27 protein-coding genes and 1 pseudogene are annotated in these 26,498 nt (G+C 61.6%); 17 read left to right on the top strand and 11 right to left on the bottom strand.

Features of this window, described 5'->3' with window-relative positions; genetic code table 11:
- Positions 1–15: 15 nt before the first annotated feature.
- A complete protein-coding gene (locus J3P85_RS06160; protein WP_053119112.1) occupies positions 16–681 on the top strand; it encodes a bifunctional 4-hydroxy-2-oxoglutarate aldolase/2-dehydro-3-deoxy-phosphogluconate aldolase in 666 nt (221 codons plus the stop codon).
- Between the two features lie 112 nt (positions 682–793).
- On the opposite strand, the gene J3P85_RS06165 is transcribed toward J3P85_RS06160, so the two are convergent.
- Together J3P85_RS06165 and J3P85_RS06170 are read right to left on the bottom strand one after the other, a co-directional pair.
- Positions 794–1,981 carry an aminotransferase class V-fold PLP-dependent enzyme gene (locus tag J3P85_RS06165; RefSeq protein ID WP_434705221.1) on the bottom strand — a complete coding sequence of 396 codons (1,188 nt, stop codon included), beginning with the start codon at positions 1,979–1,981 and terminating at the stop codon, positions 794–796.
- Between the two features lie 15 nt (positions 1,982–1,996).
- Positions 1,997–2,233: a DUF3820 family protein gene (locus J3P85_RS06170; protein WP_053119117.1), complete on the bottom strand. Its 237-nt coding sequence runs from the start codon at positions 2,231–2,233 to the stop codon at positions 1,997–1,999.
- A 206-nt stretch (positions 2,234–2,439) separates the two neighbouring features.
- Between J3P85_RS06170 and J3P85_RS06175 the strand changes: the two genes are divergently transcribed.
- The 4 genes from J3P85_RS06175 to J3P85_RS06190 all read left to right on the top strand — a co-directional run bounded on the left by J3P85_RS06175 (position 2,440) and on the right by J3P85_RS06190 (position 6,264).
- On the top strand, positions 2,440–2,904 hold the full coding sequence (locus J3P85_RS06175) for a PA2169 family four-helix-bundle protein (RefSeq protein WP_186709209.1): 465 nt from the start codon (positions 2,440–2,442) through the stop codon (positions 2,902–2,904).
- Between the two features lie 293 nt (positions 2,905–3,197).
- The gene (locus J3P85_RS06180) at positions 3,198–5,198 is read left to right on the top strand and encodes an FUSC family protein (protein ID WP_434571937.1); all 2,001 of its coding nucleotides are present in this window, start codon (positions 3,198–3,200) and stop codon (positions 5,196–5,198) included.
- A complete protein-coding gene (locus tag J3P85_RS06185; protein WP_053119123.1) occupies positions 5,185–5,391 on the top strand; it encodes a DUF1656 domain-containing protein in 207 nt (68 codons plus the stop codon). Before J3P85_RS06180 ends, J3P85_RS06185 begins: the two co-directional genes overlap by 14 nt.
- A gap of 9 nt (positions 5,392–5,400) precedes the next feature.
- Complete coding sequence (locus J3P85_RS06190) at positions 5,401–6,264, top strand: efflux RND transporter periplasmic adaptor subunit (protein WP_186730491.1); 864 nt, start codon at positions 5,401–5,403, stop codon at positions 6,262–6,264.
- 200 nt (positions 6,265–6,464) lie between these two features.
- Here the strand turns inward: J3P85_RS06190 and J3P85_RS06195 are convergent, their stop codons facing one another.
- Together J3P85_RS06195 and J3P85_RS06200 are read right to left on the bottom strand one after the other, a co-directional pair.
- Positions 6,465–6,935 carry a MaoC family dehydratase gene (locus J3P85_RS06195; protein WP_014336929.1) on the bottom strand — a complete coding sequence of 157 codons (471 nt, stop codon included), beginning with the start codon at positions 6,933–6,935 and terminating at the stop codon, positions 6,465–6,467.
- Positions 6,936–6,975: 40 nt separating this feature from the next.
- Positions 6,976–7,920, bottom strand: coding sequence for a lysophospholipase (locus J3P85_RS06200; RefSeq protein ID WP_434705222.1), 945 nt, complete (start codon positions 7,918–7,920; stop codon positions 6,976–6,978).
- Positions 7,921–8,144: 224 nt separating this feature from the next.
- Here J3P85_RS06200 and fadD2 point away from each other — a divergent pair, with 224 nt between their 5' ends.
- Both fadD2 and fadD1 read left to right on the top strand, forming a co-directional pair.
- Entirely contained in the window at positions 8,145–9,833 is a 1,689-nt protein-coding gene (gene fadD2 / locus J3P85_RS06205) for a long-chain-fatty-acid--CoA ligase FadD2 (RefSeq protein ID WP_434705223.1), read from the top strand.
- A 367-nt stretch (positions 9,834–10,200) separates the two neighbouring features.
- Positions 10,201–11,892: a long-chain-fatty-acid--CoA ligase FadD1 gene (gene fadD1, locus J3P85_RS06210; RefSeq protein ID WP_411386697.1), complete on the top strand. Its 1,692-nt coding sequence runs from the start codon at positions 10,201–10,203 to the stop codon at positions 11,890–11,892.
- A gap of 219 nt (positions 11,893–12,111) precedes the next feature.
- On the opposite strand, the gene J3P85_RS06215 is transcribed toward fadD1, so the two are convergent.
- Complete coding sequence (locus J3P85_RS06215) at positions 12,112–12,489, bottom strand: hypothetical protein (protein WP_186709198.1); 378 nt, start codon at positions 12,487–12,489, stop codon at positions 12,112–12,114.
- A 247-nt stretch (positions 12,490–12,736) separates the two neighbouring features.
- On the opposite strand from J3P85_RS06215, the gene J3P85_RS06220 reads away from it, so the two are divergent.
- Positions 12,737–13,687 carry a YihY/virulence factor BrkB family protein gene (locus J3P85_RS06220; protein ID WP_207966961.1) on the top strand — a complete coding sequence of 317 codons (951 nt, stop codon included), beginning with the start codon at positions 12,737–12,739 and terminating at the stop codon, positions 13,685–13,687.
- Positions 13,684–14,223: a peptide deformylase gene (def, locus tag J3P85_RS06225; RefSeq protein ID WP_434705224.1), complete on the top strand. Its 540-nt coding sequence runs from the start codon at positions 13,684–13,686 to the stop codon at positions 14,221–14,223. Before J3P85_RS06220 ends, def begins: the two co-directional genes overlap by 4 nt.
- Positions 14,224–14,332: 109 nt before the next feature.
- Here def and J3P85_RS06230 read toward each other — a convergent pair whose 3' ends face one another.
- From J3P85_RS06230 to J3P85_RS06240, 3 genes are all read right to left on the bottom strand, one after another.
- Positions 14,333–14,752: a GNAT family N-acetyltransferase gene (locus J3P85_RS06230; protein WP_434705225.1), complete on the bottom strand. Its 420-nt coding sequence runs from the start codon at positions 14,750–14,752 to the stop codon at positions 14,333–14,335.
- A gap of 290 nt (positions 14,753–15,042) precedes the next feature.
- The gene (locus J3P85_RS06235) at positions 15,043–15,597 is read right to left on the bottom strand and encodes a hypothetical protein (RefSeq protein WP_434705226.1); all 555 of its coding nucleotides are present in this window, start codon (positions 15,595–15,597) and stop codon (positions 15,043–15,045) included.
- A gap of 162 nt (positions 15,598–15,759) precedes the next feature.
- A complete protein-coding gene (locus tag J3P85_RS06240; RefSeq protein WP_186730497.1) occupies positions 15,760–16,791 on the bottom strand; it encodes a LacI family DNA-binding transcriptional regulator in 1,032 nt (343 codons plus the stop codon).
- A 216-nt stretch (positions 16,792–17,007) separates the two neighbouring features.
- Here J3P85_RS06240 and J3P85_RS06245 point away from each other — a divergent pair, with 216 nt between their 5' ends.
- Positions 17,008–17,541, top strand: a complete 534-nt coding sequence (locus J3P85_RS06245; RefSeq protein ID WP_186613539.1) for a gluconokinase — start codon at positions 17,008–17,010, stop codon at positions 17,539–17,541.
- A 91-nt stretch (positions 17,542–17,632) separates the two neighbouring features.
- On the top strand, positions 17,633–18,985 hold the full coding sequence (locus tag J3P85_RS06250) for a GntP family permease (RefSeq protein ID WP_053182604.1): 1,353 nt from the start codon (positions 17,633–17,635) through the stop codon (positions 18,983–18,985).
- Positions 18,986–19,152: 167 nt separating this feature from the next.
- On the opposite strand, the gene alaC is transcribed toward J3P85_RS06250, so the two are convergent.
- Positions 19,153–20,370: an alanine transaminase gene (gene alaC / locus J3P85_RS06255; RefSeq protein WP_434571924.1), complete on the bottom strand. Its 1,218-nt coding sequence runs from the start codon at positions 20,368–20,370 to the stop codon at positions 19,153–19,155.
- A 208-nt stretch (positions 20,371–20,578) separates the two neighbouring features.
- Between alaC and J3P85_RS06260 the strand changes: the two genes are divergently transcribed.
- Both J3P85_RS06260 and J3P85_RS06265 read left to right on the top strand, forming a co-directional pair.
- Positions 20,579–21,241, top strand: coding sequence for a LysE family translocator (locus tag J3P85_RS06260; RefSeq protein WP_434705227.1), 663 nt, complete (start codon positions 20,579–20,581; stop codon positions 21,239–21,241).
- An 80-nt stretch (positions 21,242–21,321) separates the two neighbouring features.
- Complete coding sequence (locus J3P85_RS06265) at positions 21,322–21,810, top strand: GyrI-like domain-containing protein (protein ID WP_434705228.1); 489 nt, start codon at positions 21,322–21,324, stop codon at positions 21,808–21,810.
- A gap of 135 nt (positions 21,811–21,945) precedes the next feature.
- On the opposite strand, the gene J3P85_RS06270 is transcribed toward J3P85_RS06265, so the two are convergent.
- Positions 21,946–22,431: a GNAT family N-acetyltransferase gene (locus J3P85_RS06270; protein ID WP_434705229.1), complete on the bottom strand. Its 486-nt coding sequence runs from the start codon at positions 22,429–22,431 to the stop codon at positions 21,946–21,948.
- A 142-nt stretch (positions 22,432–22,573) separates the two neighbouring features.
- Here J3P85_RS06270 and J3P85_RS06275 point away from each other — a divergent pair, with 142 nt between their 5' ends.
- The 4 genes and pseudogenes from J3P85_RS06275 to J3P85_RS06290 all read left to right on the top strand — a co-directional run bounded on the left by J3P85_RS06275 (position 22,574) and on the right by J3P85_RS06290 (position 24,853).
- Positions 22,574–23,008 (top strand): YybH family protein, encoded by a 435-nt coding sequence (locus tag J3P85_RS06275; RefSeq protein WP_186709181.1) that lies wholly within the window; start codon positions 22,574–22,576, stop codon positions 23,006–23,008.
- 67 nt (positions 23,009–23,075) lie between these two features.
- Positions 23,076–23,420 (top strand): YciI family protein, encoded by a 345-nt coding sequence (locus J3P85_RS06280; protein WP_186709173.1) that lies wholly within the window; start codon positions 23,076–23,078, stop codon positions 23,418–23,420.
- Between the two features lie 60 nt (positions 23,421–23,480).
- Positions 23,481–23,618, top strand: a pseudogene (locus tag J3P85_RS06285) (SRPBCC domain-containing protein); the annotation flags it as partial.
- Complete coding sequence (locus J3P85_RS06290; protein ID WP_434705230.1) at positions 23,618–24,853, top strand: RNA polymerase sigma factor; 1,236 nt, start codon at positions 23,618–23,620, stop codon at positions 24,851–24,853. The pseudogene J3P85_RS06285 and the gene J3P85_RS06290, both read left to right, overlap by 1 nt.
- 215 nt (positions 24,854–25,068) lie before the next feature.
- Here the strand turns inward: J3P85_RS06290 and J3P85_RS06295 are convergent, their stop codons facing one another.
- Entirely contained in the window at positions 25,069–26,412 is a 1,344-nt protein-coding gene (locus J3P85_RS06295; protein WP_434705231.1) for an imelysin family protein, read from the bottom strand.
- Between the last annotated feature and the right edge of the window lie 86 nt (positions 26,413–26,498).

Here is a 26,498-nt window from a genome sequence, read left to right on the forward strand (position 1 = left end):
CAAGGATCAGCCGCTATGACAAACCCATCCCCGACCGTTTCCATGGCGGACAAAGTTGCCCTGATCGACAGCCTCTGCGCCAAGGCGCGGATCCTGCCGGTGATCACCATCGCCCGTGAACAGGACATCCTGCCGCTGGCCGATGCCCTGGCCGCCGGCGGCCTGACGGCGCTGGAAGTGACGCTGCGTTCCCAATACGGCCTCAAGGCCATCCAGGTGCTGCGCGAGCAGCGTCCGGAACTGGTGACCGGCGCCGGCACGGTGCTCGACCGCCACATGCTGGCCGCCGCCGAGGCTGCCGGTTCGCAGTTCATCGTCACCCCGGGCATTACCCGTGATCTGCTCGAAGCCAGCGTCTACAGCCCGATCCCGTTGTTGCCAGGCATCAGCAATGCCTCGGGGATCATGGAAGGCTACGGCCTGGGCTATCGCCGCTTCAAACTGTTCCCGGCCGAAGTCAGCGGCGGCGTCGCGGCCATCAAGGCCTTGGGCGGCCCGTTCGGCGAAGTGAAATTCTGCCCCACCGGCGGCGTGAGCCCGGCCAACATCAAGAGCTACATGGCGTTGAAAAACGTGATGTGCGTGGGTGGTAGCTGGATGCTCGATCCGGAGTGGATCAAGAACGGCGACTGGGCCCGCATTCAGGAATGCACCGCCGAGGCCTTGGCGCTGCTGGACTGATTTTTTACCGAACCTCGTTGGGTGTTCTACGGTTTTACGGTGCGCTTGGTCGGCGCACCGTTTTTTTTTGCCTGGGTTTTTATGCCGGCAAAGATTTCCTGTGGCAAGGGATCTAGGTACGGCTCAGATGGATCAGTGCCTGGGTCAACCGCTCGATATCACTCGCCAAGGTAATCAAACCCGGAGTAATGCGGATGCACGGCCCGGTGCTGGTCTGGCGCACCACCGTGAAGATCCCATGCTCATCGAGCAATCGATCAGCCATCGCCTGTTGATCGGTGTGGGCGGTGAAGCGCATCGCCGTGATGCCGCAATAGAGGCGCCGGTCATCCGGGGTCATGACTTCGATGCCCGGTACATCGCGAACGGCGTTCACCCACAAGTCACGCAGGTAACAGAGGCGCGCGCCCTTGGCCAAGGCACCCCCCAGGGCCCGATGTTCTTCGAAGACCAGGGGCAGGGTGAGCAAGGCCGGGATGTTCGGCGTGCTGTGGGGCGTGCGAGAGCGGACGTCAGTGGCGGGGTAGCTGTCTTCGTCCATGTCCGGATCGATGTCGGCCAACCGCTGTGGGGCGATGTACAGGAAGCCTTGGGAGAGCGGGCCGCCGATCCACTTCTGCAGGTTGAATCCGGCGAATTCGATCCCGAGCTTCTTCAGGTCGAAATCGATCTGGCCCAGGGCGTGGGCACCGTCGAGGATGATATCGACGGCAAATTCCCGGGCGCTCTCGGCAATGGCCTGGACCGGCATCACCAAACCGGTGAGGTGGTTGACGTAGGTCAGCGCCATCAGCTTGATGCGCGGATAGCGAATGAACGCCTCGCGATAAGTGCCCACCAGGCTTTCGAAGCTGGCGGGGTGCTGGTGGACAATTTCGATCACTTCCACGCCACGCTGGCGGGCCAACCAACGCATGGCGCTTTTGACCGAGGCATACTCCACATCGCAGATCAGCACCTGATCGCCCGGCTTGAGGCCGTTGTAGTTGCGAATCAACGTTTGCAGGGCATCCACGGCGCTGCCAGCCAAGGCCACGCTCTGGGGGGACGCGTGGATCAGCCGGGCCACCTGCCGCCGAATGGCTTCGCCGTGTTCCAGGTCGAAATGCTGGCGCACGTACACCGAATTGCCACGGTTGATGAATTCGATGTTGCGCTGGTACTCCTCCACCACGGTGCGGGACATGCGCCCGAAGTAGCCGTTTTCCAGATTGAGCGGCCCGGCGGGGTCGATGTCGTAGCGGTCGACGAAGGTTCGCCAGAAAACTTCATCGTGGGCGCGCAGCGTGTTCTCGGGCATGGCGGTCTCAGTCAGTCAATGGCGAGGTTTGGGCAGGCCATGTTTGGCGCGCAATGGGTCCAGCAGGTCGGACAAGCCGTTGTGGTCGATTTCCTGCATCAAGGCCAGCAAACCGCCCAGCTCTCCCTTGGGGAAACCCTCGCGAGCGAACCAGTTCAGGTATTGACCCGGCAGGTCGGCGAGGATTCGGCCCTTGTATTTTCCGAAGGGCATTTGGCGCGTGACGAGCAATTCGAGCTTTTCCGGATTCATGGCAATTGTCTTGATTCAAACCTGCCTCGAAAATACAGGCATTCTGCATGCAGGCCAAATGACAGATCATGCAAATCGCGCGGATACAGATTTCCTGATTGTTAGTAACTTATTGATTTTAAACTTGTTTTATTAGAATCGATGGCTGGCATGGCCGATGCAATATCCCTTGCAGGTTTTTTATTCACCAGCAAAGGAACTGAAAAATGACTGACATCAACAAAGAATCCATCTCTGTCTTGAACGACCTGATCGAGACCAGCAAGGATGGCCAGGAAGGCTTCAAGACCTGCGCTGAAGACATCAAGCACCCCGAACTCAAGGCTCTGTTTGTCAAGCGCGCCGCAGATTGCGCAACCGCCGCGGCCGAGCTGCAAGCAGCGGTTCGTTCCTTGGGCGGCGATCCGGAAACTTCCACCAGCGTCGCCGGTGATCTGCATCGCCGTTGGGTAGATGTAAAATCCATGTTCACCGGCAAGGATGAAGAAGCCGTGTTGAACGAAGCCGAGCGCGGCGAAGACCACGCGCTGAAGGCGTACAAGGAAGCCATCGAGAAGATCAACAAACACAACCTGGTGGGCATTCGTGACCTTGTGGAGCGTCAGTACCACGGTGTGCAACGCAACCATGACCAGGTCAAGGCGCTGCGTAACCAGGCGCGCGCGAGCTAAACAACCCGTCACACACAAAAAAACGCCAGCATGCTGGCGTTTTTTGTGGGGACGACCCAGATTTAAGGTGAACACTCGTGTGGCGAGGGAGCTTGCTCCCGCTGGGCTGCGCAGCAGCCCCAAAATCAGGGTCGCTGCGCAACCCAGCGGGAGCAAGCTCCCTCGCCACGAAAGCCTTCGCATGGTGGGGCGACAATCAGCTCTGGACTCTGATAGATAGCTAGCTAATAATTGCATCGCCTATCCCCCGCATTGCATCTATTGTTACTGGCGTCCCCCAAAGAGTTTTCCGCGTGCCCATTACTATCCAGGCCTTGTTCGCCCCCGACCGCCTCGCCTTGCAGTTCGCCATCAAGACCGTGCTCGGCGGTGGGTTGGCGTTGTGGCTGGCCTTGCGCTTGGGGCTGGAGCAGCCGTCGTGGGCGCTGATGACCGCGTTCATCGTCGCCCAGCCCTTGTCCGGGATGGTGGTGCAGAAGGGCTTGGCGCGATTGCTCGGCACATTGGTGGGCACCGTCATGTCGGTGGTGTTCATGGGCCTGTTCGCCCAGGCACCGTGGTTATTCCTGCTGGCGTTGGCACTCTGGTTGGGCCTGTGCACGGCCTGCTCGACGCTGCTGCGCAGTGCCTGGTCGTACTCATTCGTGTTGGCCGGTTACACGGTGGCGATCATTGCCTTGCCGGCCCTTTCCCATCCGCTGGGTGTGTTCGATCAGGCGGTGGCGCGCTGCACCGAGATCAGCCTGGGTATCGTCTGCGCCACGGCGGCCAGCGCCTTGCTCTGGCCGTTGCGGGTCGAGCGGCAATTGGCCGGTCAGGCCCTGGCGGCGTGGCAAAGCGGCATGCAGGCCGCCCGTGCGACCCTAGCCGGCGATGCCCAGGCCCGCAAAGGATTGCTGGAAATCCTGGGCAGGATTGTCGCGGTGGATGCCCAGCGTGAACATGCCTGGTTCGAAGGCAGCCGTGGCCGGCAGCGCGCCCGGGCCATCAGCGGCTTGAGCCAGAAGTTGCTGATGCTGTTGCGCCTTTCACGCTCGGTGCGGCGGCAGTGGAAGCAGCTCGACCCCGAGGAAACCGTGGCGCTCCAGCCATGGATGAACGAGGTGCAGCAAGCCCTCGACGCCGACAGTGCGACCCTCCAAGCCTTGCGTCCCCGGGTGTGGGATGCGTCCCACGATCCGCAGTTCAGCGCGGCGCAAAGTTACTGCCTGGCCCGCTTCGCCTTGTTGCTCGACACCGCCCTGGCCGCCTGCGCCGCCTTGACGGCGGTGCAGGAGGGCAGGGAAGCGGCGGATCCACCCCGCACCCTGGCACCCCATCGCGACTTGTCCCTGGCCATGGTCTTCGGCGCTCGCAGCGCCCTGGCGTTCCTGGTCGTTGCCTGTTTCTGGCTGGCGACCGCCTGGCCCGCCGCATCGGGTGCGATGCTGCTGACGTGCGTGGTGTGCAGCCTGTTCGCCAGTCGCGAAAACGGCGCGCAGATCGGCATGAGTTTTCTGCGGGGTATCCTGTTGGCCGTGCCCACGGCATTCGTGATCGGCGAGCTCATACTCCCGCAATGGAGCAGTTTCGCAATGCTGTGCATGGCCATGGGCGTGCCGTTGTTTTTCGGCGCATTGGGCATGGCCAAGCCGCAGATCTTCGCCACGGCGACGTCGTTCTGCCTGCATTTCGTGGTGCTGATTTCGCCGCTTAATGCGATGAAATACGACGTCGCGGCGTTCTTCAACAACGCCCAGGCGATGATGATCGGCGTGGGCGCGGCGGTGCTGGCTTTCAATCTGCTGATTTTGCGCAACCCGGCCTGGCACAGCCGCCGCCTGCTGGCGGCGACTCTCCACGATCTGGTGCGCCTGACCCATCGCAGCCTGCGTGGCGCCGAGAGCTGGTTCGGTGGGCGCATGGCCGACCGGCTGTTGCAGCTGGCGCGGCATTACCCTGAATTGCCGGTGCAGGCGCGCAGCCGTTGGGATGATGGTTTGCTTGGCTTGGACATTGGCGATGAGTTGCTGCATTTGCGCCTGAGCCTGGCCGTCGCCCAAGTGCCCGATACCCGGGCGCAGCGCCGTTATTTCGAAGCGCTGGAGCAGGTACTCGAACGCGGCCCGGCCGGTGACCAGGCCGATGCGCTGGCCCCGGCGAGCGCCGAGTTCCTGAACGTGCTGGCTGCCCAGCCGCCCGGTGACGCACTGAAGCTGGCCCAAGGCGCGGTGGTGCAATTGCAAAACAGCTGGCGCGCCTGGTGCCGCCAGCACGAACCTGAACGACGGGAGCACAGCCATGGGCTTGCGTGAGTGGTCGATGGGTGGGGTGTTGCTCAGCCCGTTCCTGATTTATGTGGTGCTGGCCTTGCTGGTGACGGGTGCGTTGCGCCTGTTGCTCAGCCTGGTGCCGGCCGGGCGCTGGATCTGGCATGAAGCCTTGTTCGACTGCGCCCTGTATGTCTGTGTCCTGACTGTTATTACCGTGGTCCTCGGGCCGCTATAGGAGTTGAACATGCGTACATCCGTACGTGTTGCCGTCACGCTGTGCATGGTGGCCGTGGCGATCTTCGCCGGCTTTCACCTGTGGCAGTACTACATGCTCACGCCCTGGACCCGCGATGCGCGGATCCGCGCCGACGTGGTGGTGATTGCCCCCGATGTGTCGGGGTGGGTGCGCGAGCTCAAGGCGGTGGATAACCAGCAGGTCAAGGCTGGCGACCTGCTGTTGAGCATTGATCGCGAGCGTTTCGAGGCGGCATTGGAGAAGGCCCGGGCCGTGGTCCAGACACGCCAGCAGCAGTTGAGTCTGCGTGAACACGAAGCCAGTCGCCGCGCCGCCTTGGGCCCCCAGGCCATCAGTGCCGAACTGCGGGAAAACGCCCAGATCAACGCCGGCATCGCCCGGGGCGAATTGCGCGAAGCCCAGGCCGAGGCCAAGGTGGCCGAACTCAACCTGGCCCGCAGCCAGGTCCTGGCCCCACGCAGCGGCCACATTACCAACCTGCGCCTGGCCGAAGGCAACTACGTGAATGCCGGGCAGCCGGTCATGGCGCTGATCGACGACTCGACGTTTTATGTACAGGCCTATTTCGAAGAGACCAAGTTGCCCAGGATTCGTGTGGGCGATCCGGTCAAGGTCTGGCTGATGAGTGCCGGTCATGCGCTGGAGGGGCATGTCGAAAGCATCAGCCGTGGCATTACCGACCGCAACACCAACCCCGATGCGCAGTTGCTGGCGGAGGTCGAGCCGACCTTCAACTGGGTGCGCCTGGCCCAGCGGATCCCGGTGCGGATCAAGCTGGACAAGGTGCCTGAGGGCGTGAACCTGAGCGCCGGGATGACGGCGAGCGTGCAGGTGCGGGAAGACCCGCAATAACCGCCGCGCTGCGTTCCCTGTGGCGAGGGAGCTTGCTCCCGCTGGGGCGCGAAGCGCCCCCCAAAAAGGCGCCCACGTTAGATCTGATCAAACGCGGGCGCTTTTTTTACGACGGCTTCGCCGCCGAGCGGGAGCAAGCTCCCTCGCCACAGAGGATGTGTTGCTTCATCCAGTCCGCTGGGGCTGTTCGTTTCAGTGGATCAACCGACAGTAATCGCCGGCAACGTCGGCAACGTCACGGTCTGCTGCTTGCGCGGGGCGAGGATCTCGGCTTCGCCGTCCACGACCAGCTCGTCGCGCTGGTTGAACACACGGGTGGCGATACGCACGCGGAACTTCGGCAGTTTTTCCAGGATTTCCAGGCGCACGGTCAGGGTGTCGCCGATTTTCACCGGTTTCTGGAAACTCATCTGCTGGCCGATGTAGATGGTGCCCGGCCCAGGCAACTCACACGCCACCGCCGCGCTGATCAGCGCACCGCTGAACATGCCATGGGCGATGCGCTCCTTGAACATGCTCGCCGCGGCGAATTCGGCGTCCAGGTGCACCGGGTTGTGATCGCCCGACATCGCCGCGAACAGCTGGATGTCGCGTTCCTCGACGGTCTTGCTGTAGCTGGCGGTCTGGCCGATTTCGAGGGCTTCATAAGGGGTGTTGGTAACCTGGGTCATCTGTTTCAGATCCTGTGGGGTAAAGAAAAACGTCGCAAACCTACTCGCTGCGTGGCGGCCGCTTGTGGTCCAAGGCCTGGGCGATCCAGGCCAGCACGTCGGCGGTCACTTCGTCGCGGTTGGTTTCATTGAACAATTCGTGCCGGGCCTGCGGGTAAATCGTCAATTGCAGGTGTTGGCTGCCGGCGTCGCGCAGGGCGTCGGCCAGATCCTTCAGACGCTTGCCTTCGCTCACCGGATCACATTCACCGCCGATCACCAGCAGGGGCAGGCCCGGATCGATCTGGGCGAGATTGGACGCTTTGCTGATTTGCTGCAAGCCGCCGAGCAGGTCGACCCAAAGCTGATTGGTGCAACGGAAACCGCACAAGGGGTCGTGGATGTATTTATCGACTTCGACCGGGTCACGGCTGAGCCAGTCGAAGGGGGTACGCGTCGGTTTGAATTTCTTGTTGAAACTGCCGAACGACAGCCATTCGATCAGGGCGCTGCGCCCCGCCGCACCCTGGCGTCGGCGTTCGAAGCGGGCGATCAGGCGAGCGCTGCGATAGAGCACCACCGGTTGAAAGTTCGAGCCGCTGAGAATCGCCCCGTGCAGGCTGGCGCTGTGATGCAGCAGGTAACCCTGGGCCAGGTAGCTGCCCATGCTGTGGCCCAGTAGCAGAATAGGCGTATCCGGATGTTGCTGGCCGATGTGATGGTTGAGGCTGGCCAGGTCGCCCACGACCTTGGCCCAGCCGTCCTCGTCGGCAAAGTGGCCGAGGATCGCTTCTTCGCCGGTCTTGCCATGGCCGCGCAGGTCCAGCGCGTAGACTCCGTAACCTTCGTCGCACAGCGCCTGGGCCAGGCGGGCGTAGCGGCCGCTGTGTTCGGCCATGCCATGGGCCAGCATGACCACCGCCAACGGGGCGGTTTCAGGCAGCCACTGGTTGACGAACAGGCGGCTGTGGTCGGTCGCGGTCAGCCAGAACGTTTGGTGGATCATGGCGGTTCCTTTGCACAAAGTCAGACGCTGCGTCGCTGCATTGTATAGCGCATCCGCTGCGTCTCGCCTGATCAGGCTGATCCATGGGAGGAAGATTCACACAATCTATGACGCAGGTTGCCATATTTGCCTGATTCGCCATAGCTGCTAGTGTCCCAGGAGCTCCGCCTCTGCAAGCGATACAGACGCGGCCCGGATATGCTCAGGTAAAGAGGACAAAAACAATGCAGCCTGATTTCTGGAATGACAAACGCCCGGCCGGCGTGCCCCTGGATGTCGACCTCGGGGCCTACAAGTCGGTGGTCGAGGTGTTCGAGCGTTCCTGCAAGAAATTCGCCGACCGCCCGGCGTTCAGCAACATGGGGGTGACCCTCACGTACGCCGAGCTCGAGCGCCACAGCGCAGCCTTCGCCGGTTACCTGCAAGCCCATACCGACCTGGCGCCGGGCGATCGTATCGCGGTGCAGATGCCCAACATCCTGCAGTACCCGATCGCCGTGTTCGGTGCGTTGCGCGCCGGGCTGATCGTGGTCAACACCAACCCGCTGTACACCCCGCGGGAAATGCGTCATCAGTTCAAGGACTCCGGTGCCCGGGCGCTGGTGTACCTGAACATGTTCGGGCAGAAAGTCCAGGAGGTGTTGCCCGACACGGACCTGCAATACCTGATCGAAGCGAAGATGGGCGACCTGATGCCCACCGCCAAGGGCTGGCTGGTCAACACGGTGGTGAGCAAGGTCAAGAAAATGGTCCCGGACTATTCGCTGCCCCAGGCCATTTCCTTCAAGAGCGCCTTGCGCCTGGGACGCGGCCAGGGCATCAAGCCGTTGAAGGTCAGCCTCGATGACATTGCCGTGCTGCAATACACCGGCGGCACCACCGGGTTGGCAAAGGGGGCGATGCTGACCCACGGCAACCTGGTGGCCAACATGCAACAGGCCCGGGCGTGCCTGGGACAGCTCGGCGATGACGGCCAGCCGCTGCTGCGCGAAGGCCAGGAGGTCATGATCGCGCCGCTGCCGCTGTACCATATCTATGCGTTCACGGCGAACTGCATGTGCATGATGGTGACCGGCAACCACAACGTGCTGATCACCAATCCGCGGGACATCGGTGGCTTCATCAAGGAGCTGAAGAACTGGCGTTTCTCGTTATTGCTGGGGCTCAACACGCTGTTCGTGGCGCTGATGGACCATCCGGACTTCAAGACCCTGGATTTTTCCCACCTCAAGGTCACCAACTCCGGCGGCACCGCGTTGATCAAGGCCACTGCCGAGCGCTGGCAGCAGATCACCGGTTGCGGCATTACCGAGGGGTATGGCCTGACCGAGACCTCGCCGGTGGCCAGTGCCAATCCTTATGGCGGTAAATCCCGCCTGGGCACGGTGGGAATGCCGGTGCCGGGTACGCTGATGAAAGTGATCGATGACGAGGGCGTCGAGCAACCCCTGGGCGAGCGTGGCGAGCTGTGCATCAAGGGGCCGCAGATCATGAAAGGCTACTGGAACAAACCCGAGGCCACGGCCGAAGTGCTGGACAGCGAGGGCTGGTTCAAGTCCGGCGACATCGCGGTGATCGACCCGGACGGGTTCGTGCGCATCGTTGACCGCAAGAAGGACATGATCATCGTCTCGGGTTTCAACGTGTACCCCAACGAAATCGAAGACGTCGTGATGGCCCACCCCAAGGTCGCCAACTGCGCGGTGATCGGCGTGCCGGACGAGCGTTCGGGAGAGGCGGTGAAGTTGTTCGTGGTGGCGCGGGAAACCGGGGTCAGCCTTGAAGAACTCAAGGCCTACTGCAAGGAGAACTTCACCGGCTACAAGATTCCCAAACACATCGTCTTGCGGGAATCGTTGCCGATGACGCCGGTGGGCAAGATCCTGCGGCGGGAGTTGCGGGATATCGCCTGAGTTTAAGGAAGACCAATAGAAACCCTGTGGGAGCGAGCTTGCTCGCGATAGCGGTAGGTCAGTGACAGAAATGTTGGCTGATACACCGTCATCGCGAGCAAGCTCGCTCCCACGGTTTTTTGTGTATTCAGGGCGATGCAGTGGAGGTTTGGAATTTTTACTCTAAAAATGACCATTGACTATTCATGGGTCATGTTTATGACTGCGGGGGTTGTTTTTGGCTCTAGGCGACCCTCGGCAAAGCTGCTACTCTCGGCGCGCTTTTGTGACTTCTCGGCCTTGATTCAAGCCAGATTCACCAATAAACACACCAATAATAATCGCATCAAATGCGGTGAGAATTCGCGTTGCTGAGGAGTGGGCTTCCATGATCGAAGACTTTTGGAAGGATAAGTACCCAGCTGGGATTGCTGCCGACATCAATCCAGACGAGTATCCGAATATTCAGGCGGTGTTGAAGCAGTCCTGCCAACGCTTTGCCAACAAGCCGGCGTTCAGCAACCTCGGCAAGACGATCACCTACGGTGAGCTCTACGAGTTGTCCGGGGCGTTTGCCGCGTACCTGCAACAGCATACCGATTTACAGCCCGGCGATCGAATCGCCGTGCAGCTGCCCAACGTTCTCCAGTACCCGGTGGCCGTGTTCGGTGCGATCCGCGCCGGGCTGATCGTGGTCAACACCAACCCGTTGTACACCGCGCGGGAAATGGAGCACCAGTTCAATGACTCCGGCGCCAAGGCGCTGGTGTGCCTGGCGAACATGGCGCACCTGGCCGAGACCGTGGTGCCGAAGACGGGCGTCAAGCACGTCATCGTCACCGAAGTCGCCGACCTGCTACCGCCACTCAAGCGCCTGTTGATCAACAGCGTGATCAAGTACGTCAAGAAAATGGTCCCGGCCTATCACTTGCCCAAGGCCGTGAAGTTCAACGACGTGTTGAGCAAAGGCCACGGCCAGCCCGTGAACGAAGCCAACCCCTCCAGCGACGATGTGGCCGTGCTGCAATACACCGGTGGCACCACCGGCGTGGCCAAGGGCGCGATGCTCAGCCACCGCAACCTGGTGGCGAACATGCTGCAGTGCAAGGCGCTGATGGGCTCCAACCTCAATGAAGGTTGTGAGGTACTGATCACGCCACTGCCGCTGTACCACATTTATGCGTTCACCTTTCATTGCATGGCGATGATGCTGATCGGCAACCACAACATCCTGATCAGCAACCCGCGTGACCTCTCGGCGATGGTCAAGGAACTGTCGAAGTGGAAGTTCAGTGGTTTCGTCGGCCTCAATACGCTGTTCGTGGCCCTGTGCAACAACGAAGCCTTCCGCAAGCTGGACTTCTCGGCCCTGAAAGTCACCCTGTCCGGCGGCATGGCCCTGCAACTCGCGGCAGCCGAGCGCTGGAAAGCGGTCACTGGTTGCCCGATCTGCGAAGGTTACGGCATGACCGAAACCAGCCCGGTGGCCACGGTCAACCCGATCCAGCACATCCAGGTCGGTACCATCGGAATCCCCGTGCCGTCGACGCTGTGCAAGGTGATCAATGACGCGGGCGTCGAACAGCCGTTGGGCGAAATCGGCGAGTTGTGCGTGAAAGGCCCGCAGGTCATGAAAGGCTACTGGCAGCGCCAGGAAGCCACCGATGAGATCCTCGACAGCGAAGGCTGGCTCAAGACCGGTGACATCGCGCTGATCCAGCCGGATGGCTACATGCGCATCGTCGATCGCAAGAAAGACATGATCCTGATCTCCGGTTTCAACGTGTACCCCAACGAGCTGGAAGATGTGCTGGCAACCCTGCCGGGCGTGCTGCAATGCGCGGCCATCGGCATCCCGGACGAGAAGTCTGGCGAGGCGATCAAGATCTTCATCGTTGCACGGCCGGGTGTCACGTTGACCAAGGAACAGGTGATGGAGCACATGCGCGCCAATGTCACCGGCTACAAGGTGCCCAAGGCCGTGGAATTCCGCGATGCCTTGCCGACCACCAACGTGGGCAAGATTTTGCGCCGTGAGTTGCGTGATGAAGAGCTTAGAAAGCTGGGGCTGAAGAAGTAAGGCCGTTGCCAATGAAAAGCCCCGCTGATGCGGGGCTTTTCATTGTGCGGCGAATGTCCCGAGGCGGGGCAGCTTTTTGTGGCGAGGGAGCTTGCTCCCGCTGGGCTGCGCAGCAGCCCCCTCCGATCCCACTGACACACCGCAAGGGGCCGCTGCGCGTCCAGCGGGAGCAAGCTCCCTCGCCACAAGAGCTCCCCTGCAATCAACCTATGTGGAGCATTACAACCTGAACTGCGCAAAATCCAGGTTGGTGCCACCCGGCCGCATGTCCTGCAGGTAGGAGTCCTTGTCAGCACTCAGTTCCAGGCTCAGGGCTGCCTTGCGTTTGCCCTGGTTGCGCACTTCCAGGCCTTCCATCTTTTCGCGCAGGAACACGGTCGGCACTTTCAGGTGCAGCAGCTCATCGGTGGCCGGCGTGTGCAGCAGCAGGTGGATCCATTCGTACTGACCGATGGCCAGGCGCGCCACCGGGATATCGAACCAGAAGATGTTGCGGTTGCGGTTCAATTCGCTGAAGTGGCAGTTGTTGACGCCCAGTACGGCGCCGCCCAGTTCAAGGTTTCTGCGGGCGATGGCCTGCTTTTTATCGAGTTTCATAACGTTCCTACGGGGTTGGAGCTTCAGGCCGCCGCCTGAATACGTGGGGCATTCTCGGTGGTTGCCGGGTAAACATAAAGCCCCGCCTGTACGAACGATGAAACTTGGCTTGGCAATCATCGGTCAACTCAGCGTCGGGCCTGAAAAGACGAAATTGATCCAACGTCGCCAAACAGGCTACTTTGTTGTGGCAACGCCCCCTGAGTCGCCAAGCGACCAACCCTTTTTGCGGCGAAAGGAGACGCACATGATGTTCCCGGCCTTGAAAGGCTTACCCTTGCATCGTGTGATGATGCGCACCGTGACCGAGTTTCTCGACGACGAGATGTCGACCTACGCCTCGGCTTTGGCCTACCAAATGCTGTTTTCGCTGTTCCCTTTCATTCTCTTTCTGATCGCATTGATCGGCTTCCTGCACCTGCCGGACTTCTTCTCCTGGCTGCGCCTGCAATCGGAACTGGTGCTGCCGCCCCAGGCCCTGGAACAGGTCAACCCGGTGATCGACCAGCTCCAGCAATCCAAGGGCGGCTTGTTGTCGGTGGGTATCGTCATCGCCTTGTGGACCGCTTCGGCGGGCGTGCGGCTGATGATGAGCGCGATGAACGCCGCCTACGACGTGGTCGAGGGCCGTCCGGCCTGGAAGCGCTTTCCGCTGTCGATCTTCTACACGGTCGGCATCGCCGGCATGCTGCTGGCCGCCGCGGCGCTGATGGTGCTCGGGCCGCAGGTGATGGGCTGGATTGCGGCCCAGGTCGGCCTGGAGGAGTTCATCGTCACGCTCTGGACGATTGTGCGCTGGCCGGTGATCGTGTTCTTGCTGATGGTCGCCGTGGCGCTGATCTATTACGTGATGCCCGACGTCAAGCAGGAGTTTCGCTTCATCACCCCGGGATCGGTGCTGGCGGTGGTGGTGTGGATCATCGCCTCCCTGGGCTTTGCGTTTTACGTCAAGACCTTCGCCAACTACAACGCCATGTATGGCAGCATCGGCGCGATCATCGTGTTGTTGCTGTATTTCTACATCTCTTCGGCGGTGCTGCTGCTCGGTGCGGAGATGAATGCGGTAATCGAGCACATGTCCGCCGAGGGCAAGAATCCAGGTGAAAAGAACCCGGGCGAGCATGAAAAGCAGCACGTGTCCGGCCTGGGGCGCGACCACTCCATCCCTCACACCCACCCTGACGAAGCCCGACCATGATCCGTGAAATCCTGAAAATGGGCGACGAACGCCTGCTGCGTATCGCCCCACCGGTGCCCGACGACCTGTTCGACAGCCCTGAGTTGTGGCAATTGATCGACGACATGTTCCAGACCATGGAAAGCGTCGGCGGTGTCGGTCTGGCGGCGCCGCAGATCGGTGTCGACTTGCAACTGGTGATCTTCGGTTTCGAACACAGCGAGCGTTACCCCGACGCCGAGGCGGTGCCCCAGACGATTCTGATCAACCCATTGATCACTCCGTTGGGCCCGCAGATGGAAGAGGGTTTTGAGGGTTGCCTGTCGGTACCGGGCCTGCGCGGTGCGGTGGATCGCTACCAGGACATCCGCTACGAAGGCTTCGACCCCAAGGGCGAGCCGATCGTGCGCTACGCGTCGGGCTTCCATGCGCGGGTGGTGCAGCATGAATGCGATCACCTGATCGGGCGGTTGTACCCGTCGCGCATCACGGATTTCAGCAAGTTCGGCTTTACCGAGGTGATGTTTCCGGACCTGGATCCCATGGCCGACGACTAACTCTGTGGGAGCGAGCTTGCTCGCGATGGCGGTGTGTCAGCCACCCTTGATGCAACTGACCTGACGCCATCGCGAGCAAGCTCGCTCCCACAGTGGGCTGCGTTGATCTTCAGGGTTTTGCAGATGCCAACCCCATCGCAATCATCGGCTTGCTGCGCGCATACCGGCTCAGGCGCTCGGCCATGGCATAGGGCAGTTCAGGATCGAAGCTGAAACCACGTCGCTCATAAAAACCACGCAAGTCCGGGTGACAGAACAGCCACACCGGCTCATCCAGGTCTTTCACCGCCGCAGCGATCAACCGCGCGCCAATGCCCTGTACGCGGTACGTCGGGGCGACGAACAATCCGGTCAACCAATGCCCGCCCGACACGGGCCGCAGGCACAGGGCGGCGACAATCTCATCGCGCCTTGCCACCCACAATTGTGCGTCACGCACCGCTTTCATCGAAGATTGGTGGGCGCGGTAAAACTTGTTCATCAGTGGCCACAGCGGCTCGTCGAGTTGCGTGTAATGGATTTCGGACATGGCAGGGTCGTGGGGCAAAAGGGGGAGGCGATTATAAAAGAACGCGGGTGCGGCGATAGGTGTATACCTGACTGCACATCCCGTATGAGTGGAGTACGTATCATGGCCAAAGGCATGGATTCAAAAAAAGCGGCAAAGAAAAAACCGGCGAAGAGTGCTGATGAAAAGCGTGCCGACAAGAAGGCCAAGAAGGTGAACCTGTTCGGTCATTGAGCCGCTACCGTCCCGGTTGGCCTCAGTTTGAGCTGGGGCGGTCGTCCCAGCTCAACCCCTTCGTCATGTGCCGAAGCTCAAAGCGAGGCGAGAAACATGTCCGTGGCCGAGGCTTTGTCGCCCGTGCGGCTTTCCTCGGCCTTTTCCACTTGCGCCATCGCCGATTTGTCCTGCATGCGCTGGGCAATCTCCTGACTGACGGCCATCTGCTTCTCGGGCGGCATCGCCTCCAACTCTTCCTGGGTAATGCCCATCTCTTCAAGGATGCTGTCGCGCAGGCGCTCTTCGGGCGTCTTGCTCATGTAGTCCTTGAATTCTGCCGTCGCGGAGCCGCCAAGCGTCGTGGTTTCTTCGGACGCTGACGAAGCAACGGTCTGCAAGTGTACGCGGGTCTTGGCGAATGCCTCGTCCACCTTGTCGCTGATGGCGGTGGCGGCGCTGACCTGCTGCGTGGTTTGTCGAGTGAAGGCGTCCTGGACCTGGGCACTGCCCTGGCTGGCCTGGGCCTGGACGTTATCGCGCAACGCCTGCAACGCGGCGCTTTGCAGGCCGCTGGCGGCTTCGGCGATGGGATCCTCGCCTGGGCGCTTGAGGGGCAAGACCATCGCTTGCTGTTTTGCACTGACCAACATGATGAACACCTTGTAGGTAATGGCTGAGCGAGGGGCAGGAGCAATTCCCATGCCGTTGCCGCGAGAACCTTATGCCAAGGACTTTTAGACGGGCGTGCTGCGAGCGGGGCGGCCAATCCTTGCCGTTCGTCGGCAGGGATCGACCGCCTCGTGCCGGGCCGCTCAGGTGCTTTCGCGAACCTTGAGCTCAAAGCCCATGTCCACCACCGGCTGGGCGATGCGGTTGCCGGCCATCAGCGTCAGCATCTGTTCGGCGGCGCGACGGCCGATGGCTTCCCGTGGGGTGCTGATACTGCTCAGGCGCGGCACCATGTGGGCCGAGGCGGGCAGGTCGTTGAAGCCCAAGACCGAGACCTGCTCGGGGATCTTGATGCCGCAGCGCAGGGCCTCGAACAAGGCACCGTGGGCCAGGTCGTCGTTGCCGAAGAAAATCGCATCGACGTCCGGGTGGCTGTCGAGCAATTGCAGGAACAATTCGCCACCCAGGCCCACCGAGGAGGGGCGCGGGGTCAGCAGTTCCAGGTCCGGGTCATACAAGCCGGCTTTCTGCAGGGCGCGACGAAAGCCTTCGCCGCGCAGCAGGGTGCGTTGGTCCAGCTGCGCGCCGATGTAGGCCAGGCGCTTGCGGCCTTTGGAGATCAAGTGCTCGGCCGCCGTTTCCCCCGCCTTGAGCTGGGAAAAACCAACGCAGTTGAGCCCGGCGCCGGGGTCCAGTTCCATCATGTACACGCAGGGAATGTTGCTGGCCTCGATCATCCGCCGGGCGCTTTCGGTGCGGTCGAAACCGGTCAGCAGCAAACCCCGTGGCTGATAGGCCATGTAGTTGCGCAACAGGTCTTCTTCCTCGTCCCGGGAATAGTGATAGTTGCCGATCACCACTTCGAAACCCTTGGGCCGCAGGACCCGATGGATGGCTTCCAAGGTGTCGATGAACAACAGGTTGGACAACGACGGCACCAACACCACCACCGAATGGCTCTGGGCCGAAGCCAGGGCGCGGGCAGCGGGATTGACGACGTAGTTGAGCTCCACGGCGGCCTGGCGGACTTTTTCCACCAGTTCCGAGGCAACGGTGCTGACGCCGCGCAGGGCGCGGGAGGCGGTGATGGGGCTGACACCGGCCAGGCGTGCGACTTCGTTGAGCGTGGGGCGACCGGTGGTGCGAGTATTCTTATCGTTTTTAGGGGCGGTCATCAGGGCGGCTTGCCAAACAAAAATCAAGGCACTAAGGTAGCGCTGTCTCGACGCCGCTGCAAATGCGTGAACGGGGGTTGCCTGATCTCCCGTCCGCTCGCGTCGTGAACGAACATGCTGCAACCACAAAAATGACAAGAAGGCGTCGGCAACTTCTGCTTTTGCTGCGGTGTCATAACTGGCAAAGGTAGCGCTGTCTGCGCGCTGAGGTGTTACATGAACAATCCCATCACCGCCCTGGTCATCATGGGCGTTGCCGGTTGCGGCAAGACATGCGTCAGCCAGGCCCTGTGCCAATTGAGCGGCGCCACCGCCATCGAAGGCGACACCTTCCACCCCGCGGCCAACATCCAGAAGATGAGCGCCGGTATTCCCTTGAACGACGACGACCGTGCCGGCTGGCTCGACAGCCTGTGCGATGAGTTGCGCCGTGTCGACGCCACGGGTGAGCGCCCGGTGCTGACCTGCTCGGCCCTCAAGCACAGTTATCGCGAGCGTCTGCGCAGTGCCTTGCCCGGCCTGGGCTTCGTATTCCTTGAATTGACCCCCGAAGTGGCCGCCGACCGCGTTTCCCACCGTCCCGGTCATTTCATGCCGTCGACTCTGATCGACAGCCAGTTTGCCACCCTTGAATCCCCTGTCGGCGAGCCCCTGACCCTGGCTCTGGACGCGTCCAGCCACAGCATCGACGAACTGGCGCGCCAGGCTTACGTCTGGTGGTTGGCCCACGGTTTGAAGCTTGCCGGCTGAGTTTCAAAAATTTGCGTCAGAAAGATAGCGCTGTCCCGACGGCTCATAAATAACTGCTTCAATAACAACAACAAATCAGGAGACACCTCCCATGTTCGGCATGTCCCACGAGACGTTCCTACTGCTTGATGCAGTGGTCACGGTGATCGGACTCATCGTCCTCATCACCAAGTTCAAATTCCACCCGTTCATTGCACTGACTATCGCCGCCGCGTTCCTCGGCCTGACGTCGGGCATGCCGACCGGCACCATCATCAAGGCGTTCCAGGACGGCTTCGGTGGCGTGCTCGGCTTTGTCGGCATCATCCTGGCGCTGGGCACGATGCTCGGCAAGATGATGGCCGAGTCGGGCGGGGCCGATCAGATCGCCCAGACCCTGATCCGTGCCTTCGGCAAGGACAAGGTGCAGTGGGCGATGATGTTCGCAGCGTTCCTGGTGGGCATCCCGCTGTTCTTCGAGATCGGCTTCGTGTTGCTGATCCCGCTGGTGTTCATCGTGGCGCGCCGCACCGGCGTGTCGATCATCAAGATCGGTATCCCGTTGCTGGCCGGCCTTTCCGCGGTCCACGGCCTGGTGCCACCGCACCCGGGTCCGCTGCTGGCGATCGGCATCTTTGGCGCTGACATCGGCAAGACCATTCTCTATGGCCTGATCGTCGCACTGCCGACCGCCATCATTGCCGGCCCGATCTTCGGTACGTTCATTGCCAAGCACATCCCCGGCCATCCGAACCAGGAACTGGTGGATCAACTGGCCCGCGAGACGAACGCCGCCGAGCTGCCAAGCTTCAGCATCACCCTGATCACCGTACTGTCGCCGGTGTTCCTGATGTTGCTCAAGACCTTTGCTGACGTAGCGCTGCCGGACGGTAATCTCTTCCGCGTCTGGATGGACATGATCGGCCACCCGATCTCGGCCTTGCTGCTGGCGTTGCTGCTGTCGCTGTACACCTTCGGCTACAAGCAGGGCATCGGCTCCAGCCAGATGCTCAAATGGCTGGACGCAAGCCTGGCCCCGACTGCCGCGATCATCCTGATCATCGGTGCCGGTGGTGGCTTCAAGCAGATGCTGGTGACCAGCGGCGTGGGCGATGTGATTGGCCACATGGCGGTCAGTGCGCAGATTTCGCCGATACTGTTGGCGTGGCTGGTGGCGGCGGTGATTCGTATTGCGACGGGTTCGGCCACTGTGGCGACCATTACGGGTGCCGGGATCGTGGTGCCGGTGGTGGGGATGATGCCGGGCGTGAACCGTGAGCTGCTGGTGCTGGCGACCGGTGCCGGTTCGTTGATCCTGTCCCACGTGAACGACGCAGGTTTCTGGCTGGTCAAGCAGTACTTCAACATGACCGTGGCCGAAACCTTCAAGACCTGGACCGCGATGGAAACCATCCTGTCCGTGGTGGGGCTGATCTTTATCCTGCTGTTGTCGCTGGTGATTTAAACCTGAAGCAATACCCAACTGTGGGAGCGAGCTTGCTCGCGATTGCGGTGTGTCAGCCATCATTGATGCGACTGACCTGACGCCATCGCGAGCAAGCTCGCTCCCACACTGGTTTTTGGTGATCAGCAGTTCCAGGGTAGGCGCAAACTCCCACCGTTGGTTGGGTGTCAGGCGTTAGGTTTGCTTACCAACCCATCCGCCCGAAACATCCCACGGATCCCCCGCACAGCCTGGCGAATCCGGTCCTGGTTCTCGATCAGCGCAAAGCGCACATGATCATCCCCATATTCCCCGAACCCCACCCCCGGCGAGACGCAGACCTTGGCTTCGGCCAACAGCTTCTTGGCAAATTCCAGCGAGCCCAGGTGCGCATAGGCGTCGGGAATCTTCGCCCAGACGTACATCGATGCCTTGGGGTTTTCCACCATCCAGCCCAGCTCATGCAACCCCTTGACCAGCACATTGCGGCGCTGGCGGTACTGCTCGGCGATGTCGCGCACGCATTGCTGGTCGCCTTCGAGAGCGGCGATGGCGGCCACTTGCAGCGGGGTGAAGGTGCCGTAGTCGTGGTAGCTCTTGATCCGCGCCAGGGCGCTGACCAGTTCCGGGTTGCCGACCATGAAGCCGATGCGCCAGCCGGCCATGTTGTAGCTCTTGGACAGGGTGAAGAACTCCACCGCGATGTCTTTCGCGCCGGGCACCTGCATGATCGACGGGGCTTTCCAGCCGTCATAGACGATGTCGGCGTAGGCCAGGTCGTGGATCACCAGCACGTCGTACTGCTTGGCGAGGGCGATGACCCGTTCGAAGAAGTCCAGCTCCACGCATTGGGCGGTGGGGTTGGAGGGGAAGCCCAGGATCATCATCTTCGGCTTGGGAATCGAGCCGCGAATGGCCCGCTCCAGTTCGTCGAAGAAATCCACCCCTGGCACCAGCGGCACCGAACGCACCTGGGCGCCGGCGATCACCGCGCCGTAGATGTGGATCGGATAGCTGGGGTTGGGCACCAGCACCGTGTCGCCCTGGTCCAGGGTGGCCAGCATCAGGTGTGCCAGGCCTTCCTTGGAACCGATGGTGACGATGGCTTCGCTTTCCGGGTCGATGTCCACTTCATAGCGGTCCTTGTACCAGCGCGAAATGGCGCGGCGCAGGCGTGGGATGCCTTTGGACGTGGAGTAGCCGTGGGTGTCTTCACGCTGGGCGACGGTGACCAGTTTCTCCACGATGTGCGGGGGCGTGGCGCCGTCGGGGTTACCCATGCTCAAGTCGATGATGTCTTCGCCGCGCCGACGCGCAGCCATCTTCAGCTCGGCAGTGATATTGAATACGTACGGGGGGAGTCGATCGATGCGCGCAAAGCGGCGCGGCGAACCTTGTTCGGCCATTGTTGCCTCGAGATACGTGAGCGCCCGGAACCGTCCGAGCGACGTTGGCCACTGCGGTGGCCTGCGGCGCAAGATAATCGGGCGGATGTCGAATTGTCCAGTAGCCGCGTCGAACTATTTTCGACGACACTGTCGCCCTGGCTGCGGCGCCATCGATGGTCGCCGCGGCATGTTCAACCTGTCTCACCCAATCCTGATGGAATGAATGATGGAATTTTCCAGCGGCTTCCTGCTGAGCCTTTCCCTGTGCCTGGACATTGGCGTGGCCAATATCGCGATGATCACCCTGGCGATGCAGCGTGGCTATTTCCAGGGTTTCGCCTTGGGCCTGGGCACTTGCGTGGGCGACCTGGTCTACGCCGTCCTGGCCCTGGCCGGCATGACCGTGCTGCTGCAATACGAAGCGGTGCGCTGGGTGCTGTGGCTCGGTGGTTCGGTGCTGTTGCTGTATTTCGCGGCGAAGATGATCCACTCGGCGATCTATCACAGCACCGTGCTGGCCGAGGTGGGCGAGGTGCAGGGCAACTCTTCGCGCCAGGAGTTTTTTCGCGGGATTTTCCTGGCCATGTCATCGCCCAGCGCCATCCTCTGGTTCGCGGCGGTGGGCGGCACGCTGATCGCTCGTTCGGGCGGCGGAACGTTGCTCAGCTCGGCGCTGTTCCTCAGCGGTTTTCTTTGTGCCGGGTTGCTGTGGTGCGCGGCCTTGTGCCTGGCCGCGACCCAGGGCGGCAAACTGTTGGGGGATAAACTGTTGCGTTATTCCTATTGGGCATCCGCCGCGATCTTCTGCTATTTCGCAGTGTATGTGATCGTTTCTGGCTACAACGAGTTTGTAGGTAAAGCCGTCACCGGCACTGTGCCTGGCTTCTGACAAGCGAAACGGCCCTGGCAATCTCGGTTTGGCTTCTATACTGCCAAGCCCGACTTCACGTTTTGCTGGAGTGTTACCGCATGGAAAAGCCCAAACGCGATTACACAGCCGAACCACGCTTTGAGCAGGGACGTTTTCAGCTGATCGCCGGCTTTGGTGCCCGGTTTACCGAGGACACCGCCCAAGACATCCCTTTGCTCTGGGAAAAGTTCCTGCCCTGGCTCGGCAAAGTGCCAGGGCAGAAAGATGAAGTGACCTACGGCGTGTGTTGCAACCCGGACGGGAAGGGTGGGTTCGAATACATCGCCGGCGTGGAGATCAGCCGGCTCGACGATCTGCCGGAGCAATACCGTTGGATCGAAATCCAGCCAGGGCATTACGCGGTCTTCGAACACAAGGGGCCGTTGAAACAGCTGCCGGACACGTTCCAATACATCTGGAATGAGTGGCTGCCGCATTCCGGCCACGAAGCGGCCGAGTTGCCGGAGTTCGAGCGCTACAGCGAGGATTTCAACCCCAGGACCGGCCAAGGCACCCTGGAGATCTGGATCCCGCTCAAGCCGAGCTGATCGTTGGCGATCCCTGTGGGAGCGAGCTTGCTCGCGATAGCGGCGGATCAGCCAACGTCGGTGTCGACTGATATGCCCTCATCGCGAGCAAGCTCGCTCCCACATTTGGCGCCTATTGATCGTTGAGTCTGTTTGTCAAAACACCAACCCCATTCGCCGCTCATAACCGATGCGGCCCTTGTAGGCTTCGCCACTGTCGACCCAGCCCATCCGCGTGTACAGACCGATGGCCGAGTCGTTGTCGGCGTCCACCGAGAGCTCCAGCCCGCGGATCTCCGGCCAGGCGGCGCGCGCCACGGCGGGCAGCGCCTGCAGGCAGGCCTTGCCATAACCTTGGCCCTGGGCCCGGTGGTCGACTTGCAAGGCATGCAGGGTGGCGCTGTGTTCGTTGGCCCAGGCCGGCAGTACCGGTGGGCGCTTGAGCAGCAGGAAGGCCACCGGCACCTCCTGCGCCAATAGCGCAAAGCCTTTGACCCCGGGGCCGGGTTTGGACAGGAGCATGTGCAGGGCGCCATGGATATCGCCAGAGAACTTGATCTGTCCGGGGTGGATTTCGATGGCGGTAACCTGTTCGCGTTGACGCGGGGTCAGGTCTTCGTAGGGGACGAGCTGAACGGTCACAAAAACATCCATTGTCTGCCGGTTAAATGAGACGTGGATTCTAGCGAATTTTTTTCTTTGGATTATTTTTGTTGGATTGTCGATTCGCTGTTTCTCCAAACGACCAAGGGTGTCTTCAACAAAAAAACTGCGGAGAATCACCATGAATACCCAAACCACTGAAACCCAGATCCAGGCCCTGATCGACACCTATCGCCAGGCCGTGATGACCAAGGACGTTGAAAAGGTCATGGCGCTCTATGACGAGGACATTGTCTCGTTCGATGCCATCCAGGCCTTGCAGTTCAAGGGCAAGGCCGCTTACCGGGCCCATTGGCAAGCCTGCATGGAAATGTGCCCCGGCCCGCACAAGTTCGACTTTCATCAGGTCAAGATTACCCCGGCCGATAACATCGCCTTCGCCCACTGGCTCGCCTATTGCGGCGGCACCAACGAAAAGGGTGAGGAACAAGCCTGCTGGATGCGCGTGACGGCCTGCTATCAGCGTGTTGCCGGACAATGGCGGATCGTCCATGAACATTGGTCCGCGCCGTTCGATCCGATGGCCGGGACGGCGCTGTTCGACCTGCAACCCTGATCGTCGGTTTTTTTGCCGAGGGTCATTCTGCCGTCCATAGTTGATCAGTCCGATCACGGAGCCTTCCATGAAGTACCTATGCCTGGTGTATAGCAACGAACACACGCTGCACAACTCGCCCGACAGCCCGGAGGACGCCGAGTGCATGGCCTATGCCGAGTCGATCCAGGGCAGCGGGCGCATGGTGGCCGCCGAGGCCCTGGAGTCGGTACAGACCGCCACCACGGTGCGCATGCGCGGCGGCAAGCTGTCGATCACCGACGGCCCGTTCGCCGAAACCAAGGAGCAACTGGCGGGCTTCTATTTGATCGACGCCAAGGACCTCAACGAAGCCATCCAGGTCGCCGGCAATATTCCGGCGGCCCGGGTCGGCTGCGTCGAAGTGCGACCGGTACGCCAACTGAATCCCTGAATAACAAGCACAAACAGGATTTCATTCATGAACCACACAACTGCCTCTCATGCGTTATCCCAAACCCGTTACACCGCCCGTGCGCTGCACTGGAGCGAGGAGGATCGCCAGGCGCACGAAGCCATGGGCTTCCATGAAGGGTGGGGCGAGAGCCTGGACCGGCTTGAAGCGCTGGTTACCCGAGGCATGCCCGACTGATGTCGGCCGAAACGGTCAAGGCGCGGGTCGAGCAGGTTTATCGGCAAGACTCGCGACGGATCCTGGCGACGCTGATTCGCCTGCTGGGGGACTTCGATCTGGCGGAAGAGGCCTTGCACGAGGCCTTTTTCATTGCGGTCGAGCGCTGGCAGCGCGACGGCGTGCCGGACAATCCACGGGCCTGGCTGGTGTCTGCGGGGCGTTTCAAGGCCATCGACAGTTTGCGCCGGCGGGCGCGTTTCGCCGCGTCCCAACCGATGTTGATCGCCCAACTCGAGGAACTGGAACAGGGCCAGTGGAGTGACGAAGACGTGGAAGACGATCGCCTGCGGCTGATTTTTACCTGCTGCCACCCGGCCCTGGCGGCGGATGCCCAGGTGCCCCTGACGCTGCGGGAAGTCTGCGACCTGACCACCGAGCAGATCGCCCGGGCATTCCTCGCCGCCCCGGCGGCCATTGCCCAGCGCATCGTGCGGGCCAAGGCGAAAATCCGCGACGCCAGGATCCCCTACCAGGTGCCGTCCCGGGCGGAGCTACCGGAGCGTCTGGACAGCGTGCTGCGGGTGATCTACCTGGCGTTCAACGAAGGGTATTCGGCGTCGATGGGCGCCGAGTTGACCCGGGAAGACCTGACGCGCGAAGCCATCCGCCTCGGGCGTCTGCTGATGGAGTTGCTGCCCGAGGCCGAGGTCATGGGGCTACTGGCGTTGATGCTGCTGCACGAATCCCGGCGACCGGCGCGAACGTCGTCAACCGGTGAGCTGATCCTGCTGGATGAACAGTCCCGATCCTTGTGGGATGCCGAGCTGATCGCCGAGGGCTGCGCGTTGGTGGAAGCCGCGTTGAAGACCCGGCGGTTCGGGCCGTACTGCCTGCAAGCGGCGATAGCGGCGGTGCATGCCGAAGCGCCGACGGCCGAGGAGACCGATTGGCCGCAGATCGTCGGGCTCTATGATGTGCTGCTGCGGGCCGTGCCGTCGCCGGTGATCGAACTCAACCGAGCCGCCGCCCTGGCCAAGCGCGACGGGCCCCAGGAAGGGCTGCGCCTGGTTGAAGGAATACTCGCCAGGGGCGATTTGACGGACTATCACCTGGCCCATTCGGCACGGGCGGAGTTCTGTCGGCAGTTAGGGCAGGTGGAGGAGGCGCGGGCCGCCTACCGGCGTGCGCTTGAACTGACGCAGCAACTGCCGGAACGGCGGTTCATTGAAGCCAGGCTCGCCGGGTTGCGGTGATGAACCACCCAGAGACAAGATTCCATATATGTGGGAGCTGATGGCAGGCCTCCATTTTCGAAACGCCAGAAACCACTGTGGGAGCGAGCCTGCTCGCGATAGCGGTGGATCAGCCAACATCGATGTCGACTGACATTCCCCTATCGCGAGCAAGCTCGCTCCCACAGGTTTTGCGGCGTGGCTGGCTGCATTAATCCTCAGCCAGCCGGCGTTGATCAGAACTCGTGATCAGCGCTGTCCGGGTTCAGGTCGCTGATGCCCAGTTTGCCCGCGGCCTGTTCGATCGAACCGGTCTGCTTGACCAGGGCGGCGATGGCGTCGCGGACGATCTGGTTGCCAGCGGTGTTGCCGGCGGCGATCAGTTGGTCGTAGTGCTCACCCTTGTTGGCGTGATCGACCATGACCTGGATCTTGGCCTCGGTGTCGGCCAGGTCGGCCTTGAGCGCGGTGTCCGCGGCCGGGTCGGCCTTGGCGACCAGGGACGACAGGCTGGCGCCGGTCAGCTTGGTGCCGTCGACGCGGGTGTATTCGCCCAAGTACACGTTACGCACGCCCTTGGCATCGTAGAAGTGCGAGTTGTGGGTGTTGTCGCTGAAGCAATCCTGCTCGTCTTCTGGCGAGTTGGCTTCCAGGGACACCTTCATGCGCTCGCCCGCCAGTTCACCCAGGGACAGGCTGCCCATGCCGAACAGCATCTTGCGCAGGCCGCTTTCGGCCGGCTCGGCTTCCAGGGTGGCGCGGTAGTTGTCGGCCACGTTCGGTTTCCAGTTGCCGACCATTTCCTGCAGGTCGTTGACCAGCAATTGGGTCACGGACTTGAGGTAGGCACGACGACGGTCATTGTGGCCGCCGGTGGCGCCGGCGCCTTCCAGGTAATCCGAAGCTGGGCGATTGCCAGCGCCCGGACCGGTACCGTTGAGGTCTTGGCCCCACAGCAGGAATTCGATGGCGTGGTAGCCGGTGGCGACGTTGGCCTCGGAACCACCCAGCTCGTTCAGGCTGGCGAGTTTTTCCGGGGTGATGTCCTTGACGTCGACCTTGTCTTCGCCAACCTGGACTTCGGTGTTGGCGATGATGTTGGCGGTGGCGCCCGGGTTGCCCAAGGCGTGTTCGTAGGACTTGTCGACGTAGTCGATCAGGCCTTCGTCCAGGGGCCAGGCGTTCAATTGGCCTTCCCAGTCGTCGATGATGGTGTTGCCGAAGCGGAACACTTCGCTTTGCAGGTACGGTACGCGTGCGGCGACCCAGGCCGTCTTCGCGGCTTTCAGGGTCTCGGCGTTCGGCTTGGCCAGGAACGCGTCGACGGCGGTTTGCAGGGTTTTCGCCGTGGATTCGGCATCGCTGTAGACGGCGTAGACGATGTCGGCGTAGTGCGCGACAACAGCCTTGCCGGCGGCTTCGTCGATTTTGCCAGCGGCAGCAGGGGCGACCGGTGCCGCGGTGCTGGCGGCCGGCGTTGGCGCTTGCGGCGCGGCGGCCTTGTCTTTGCCTTCGCCGCAACCGGCGAGGGAAATAGCGATGGCCAGCAGACTGGCGGTAGCCAGGGGCATACGAATCATGGCGAACATCCTGCTTCGGTGATGGATGGGACAGGCGCGAGGGTGCGCAAAAACTGCGACATAATGCGAAAGATTTGCATTATGTG

The sequence above is a fragment of the Pseudomonas sp. Z1-12 genome (assembly GCF_051132015.1).
Lineage (GTDB): Bacteria > Pseudomonadota > Gammaproteobacteria > Pseudomonadales > Pseudomonadaceae > Aquipseudomonas > Aquipseudomonas zanjanensis.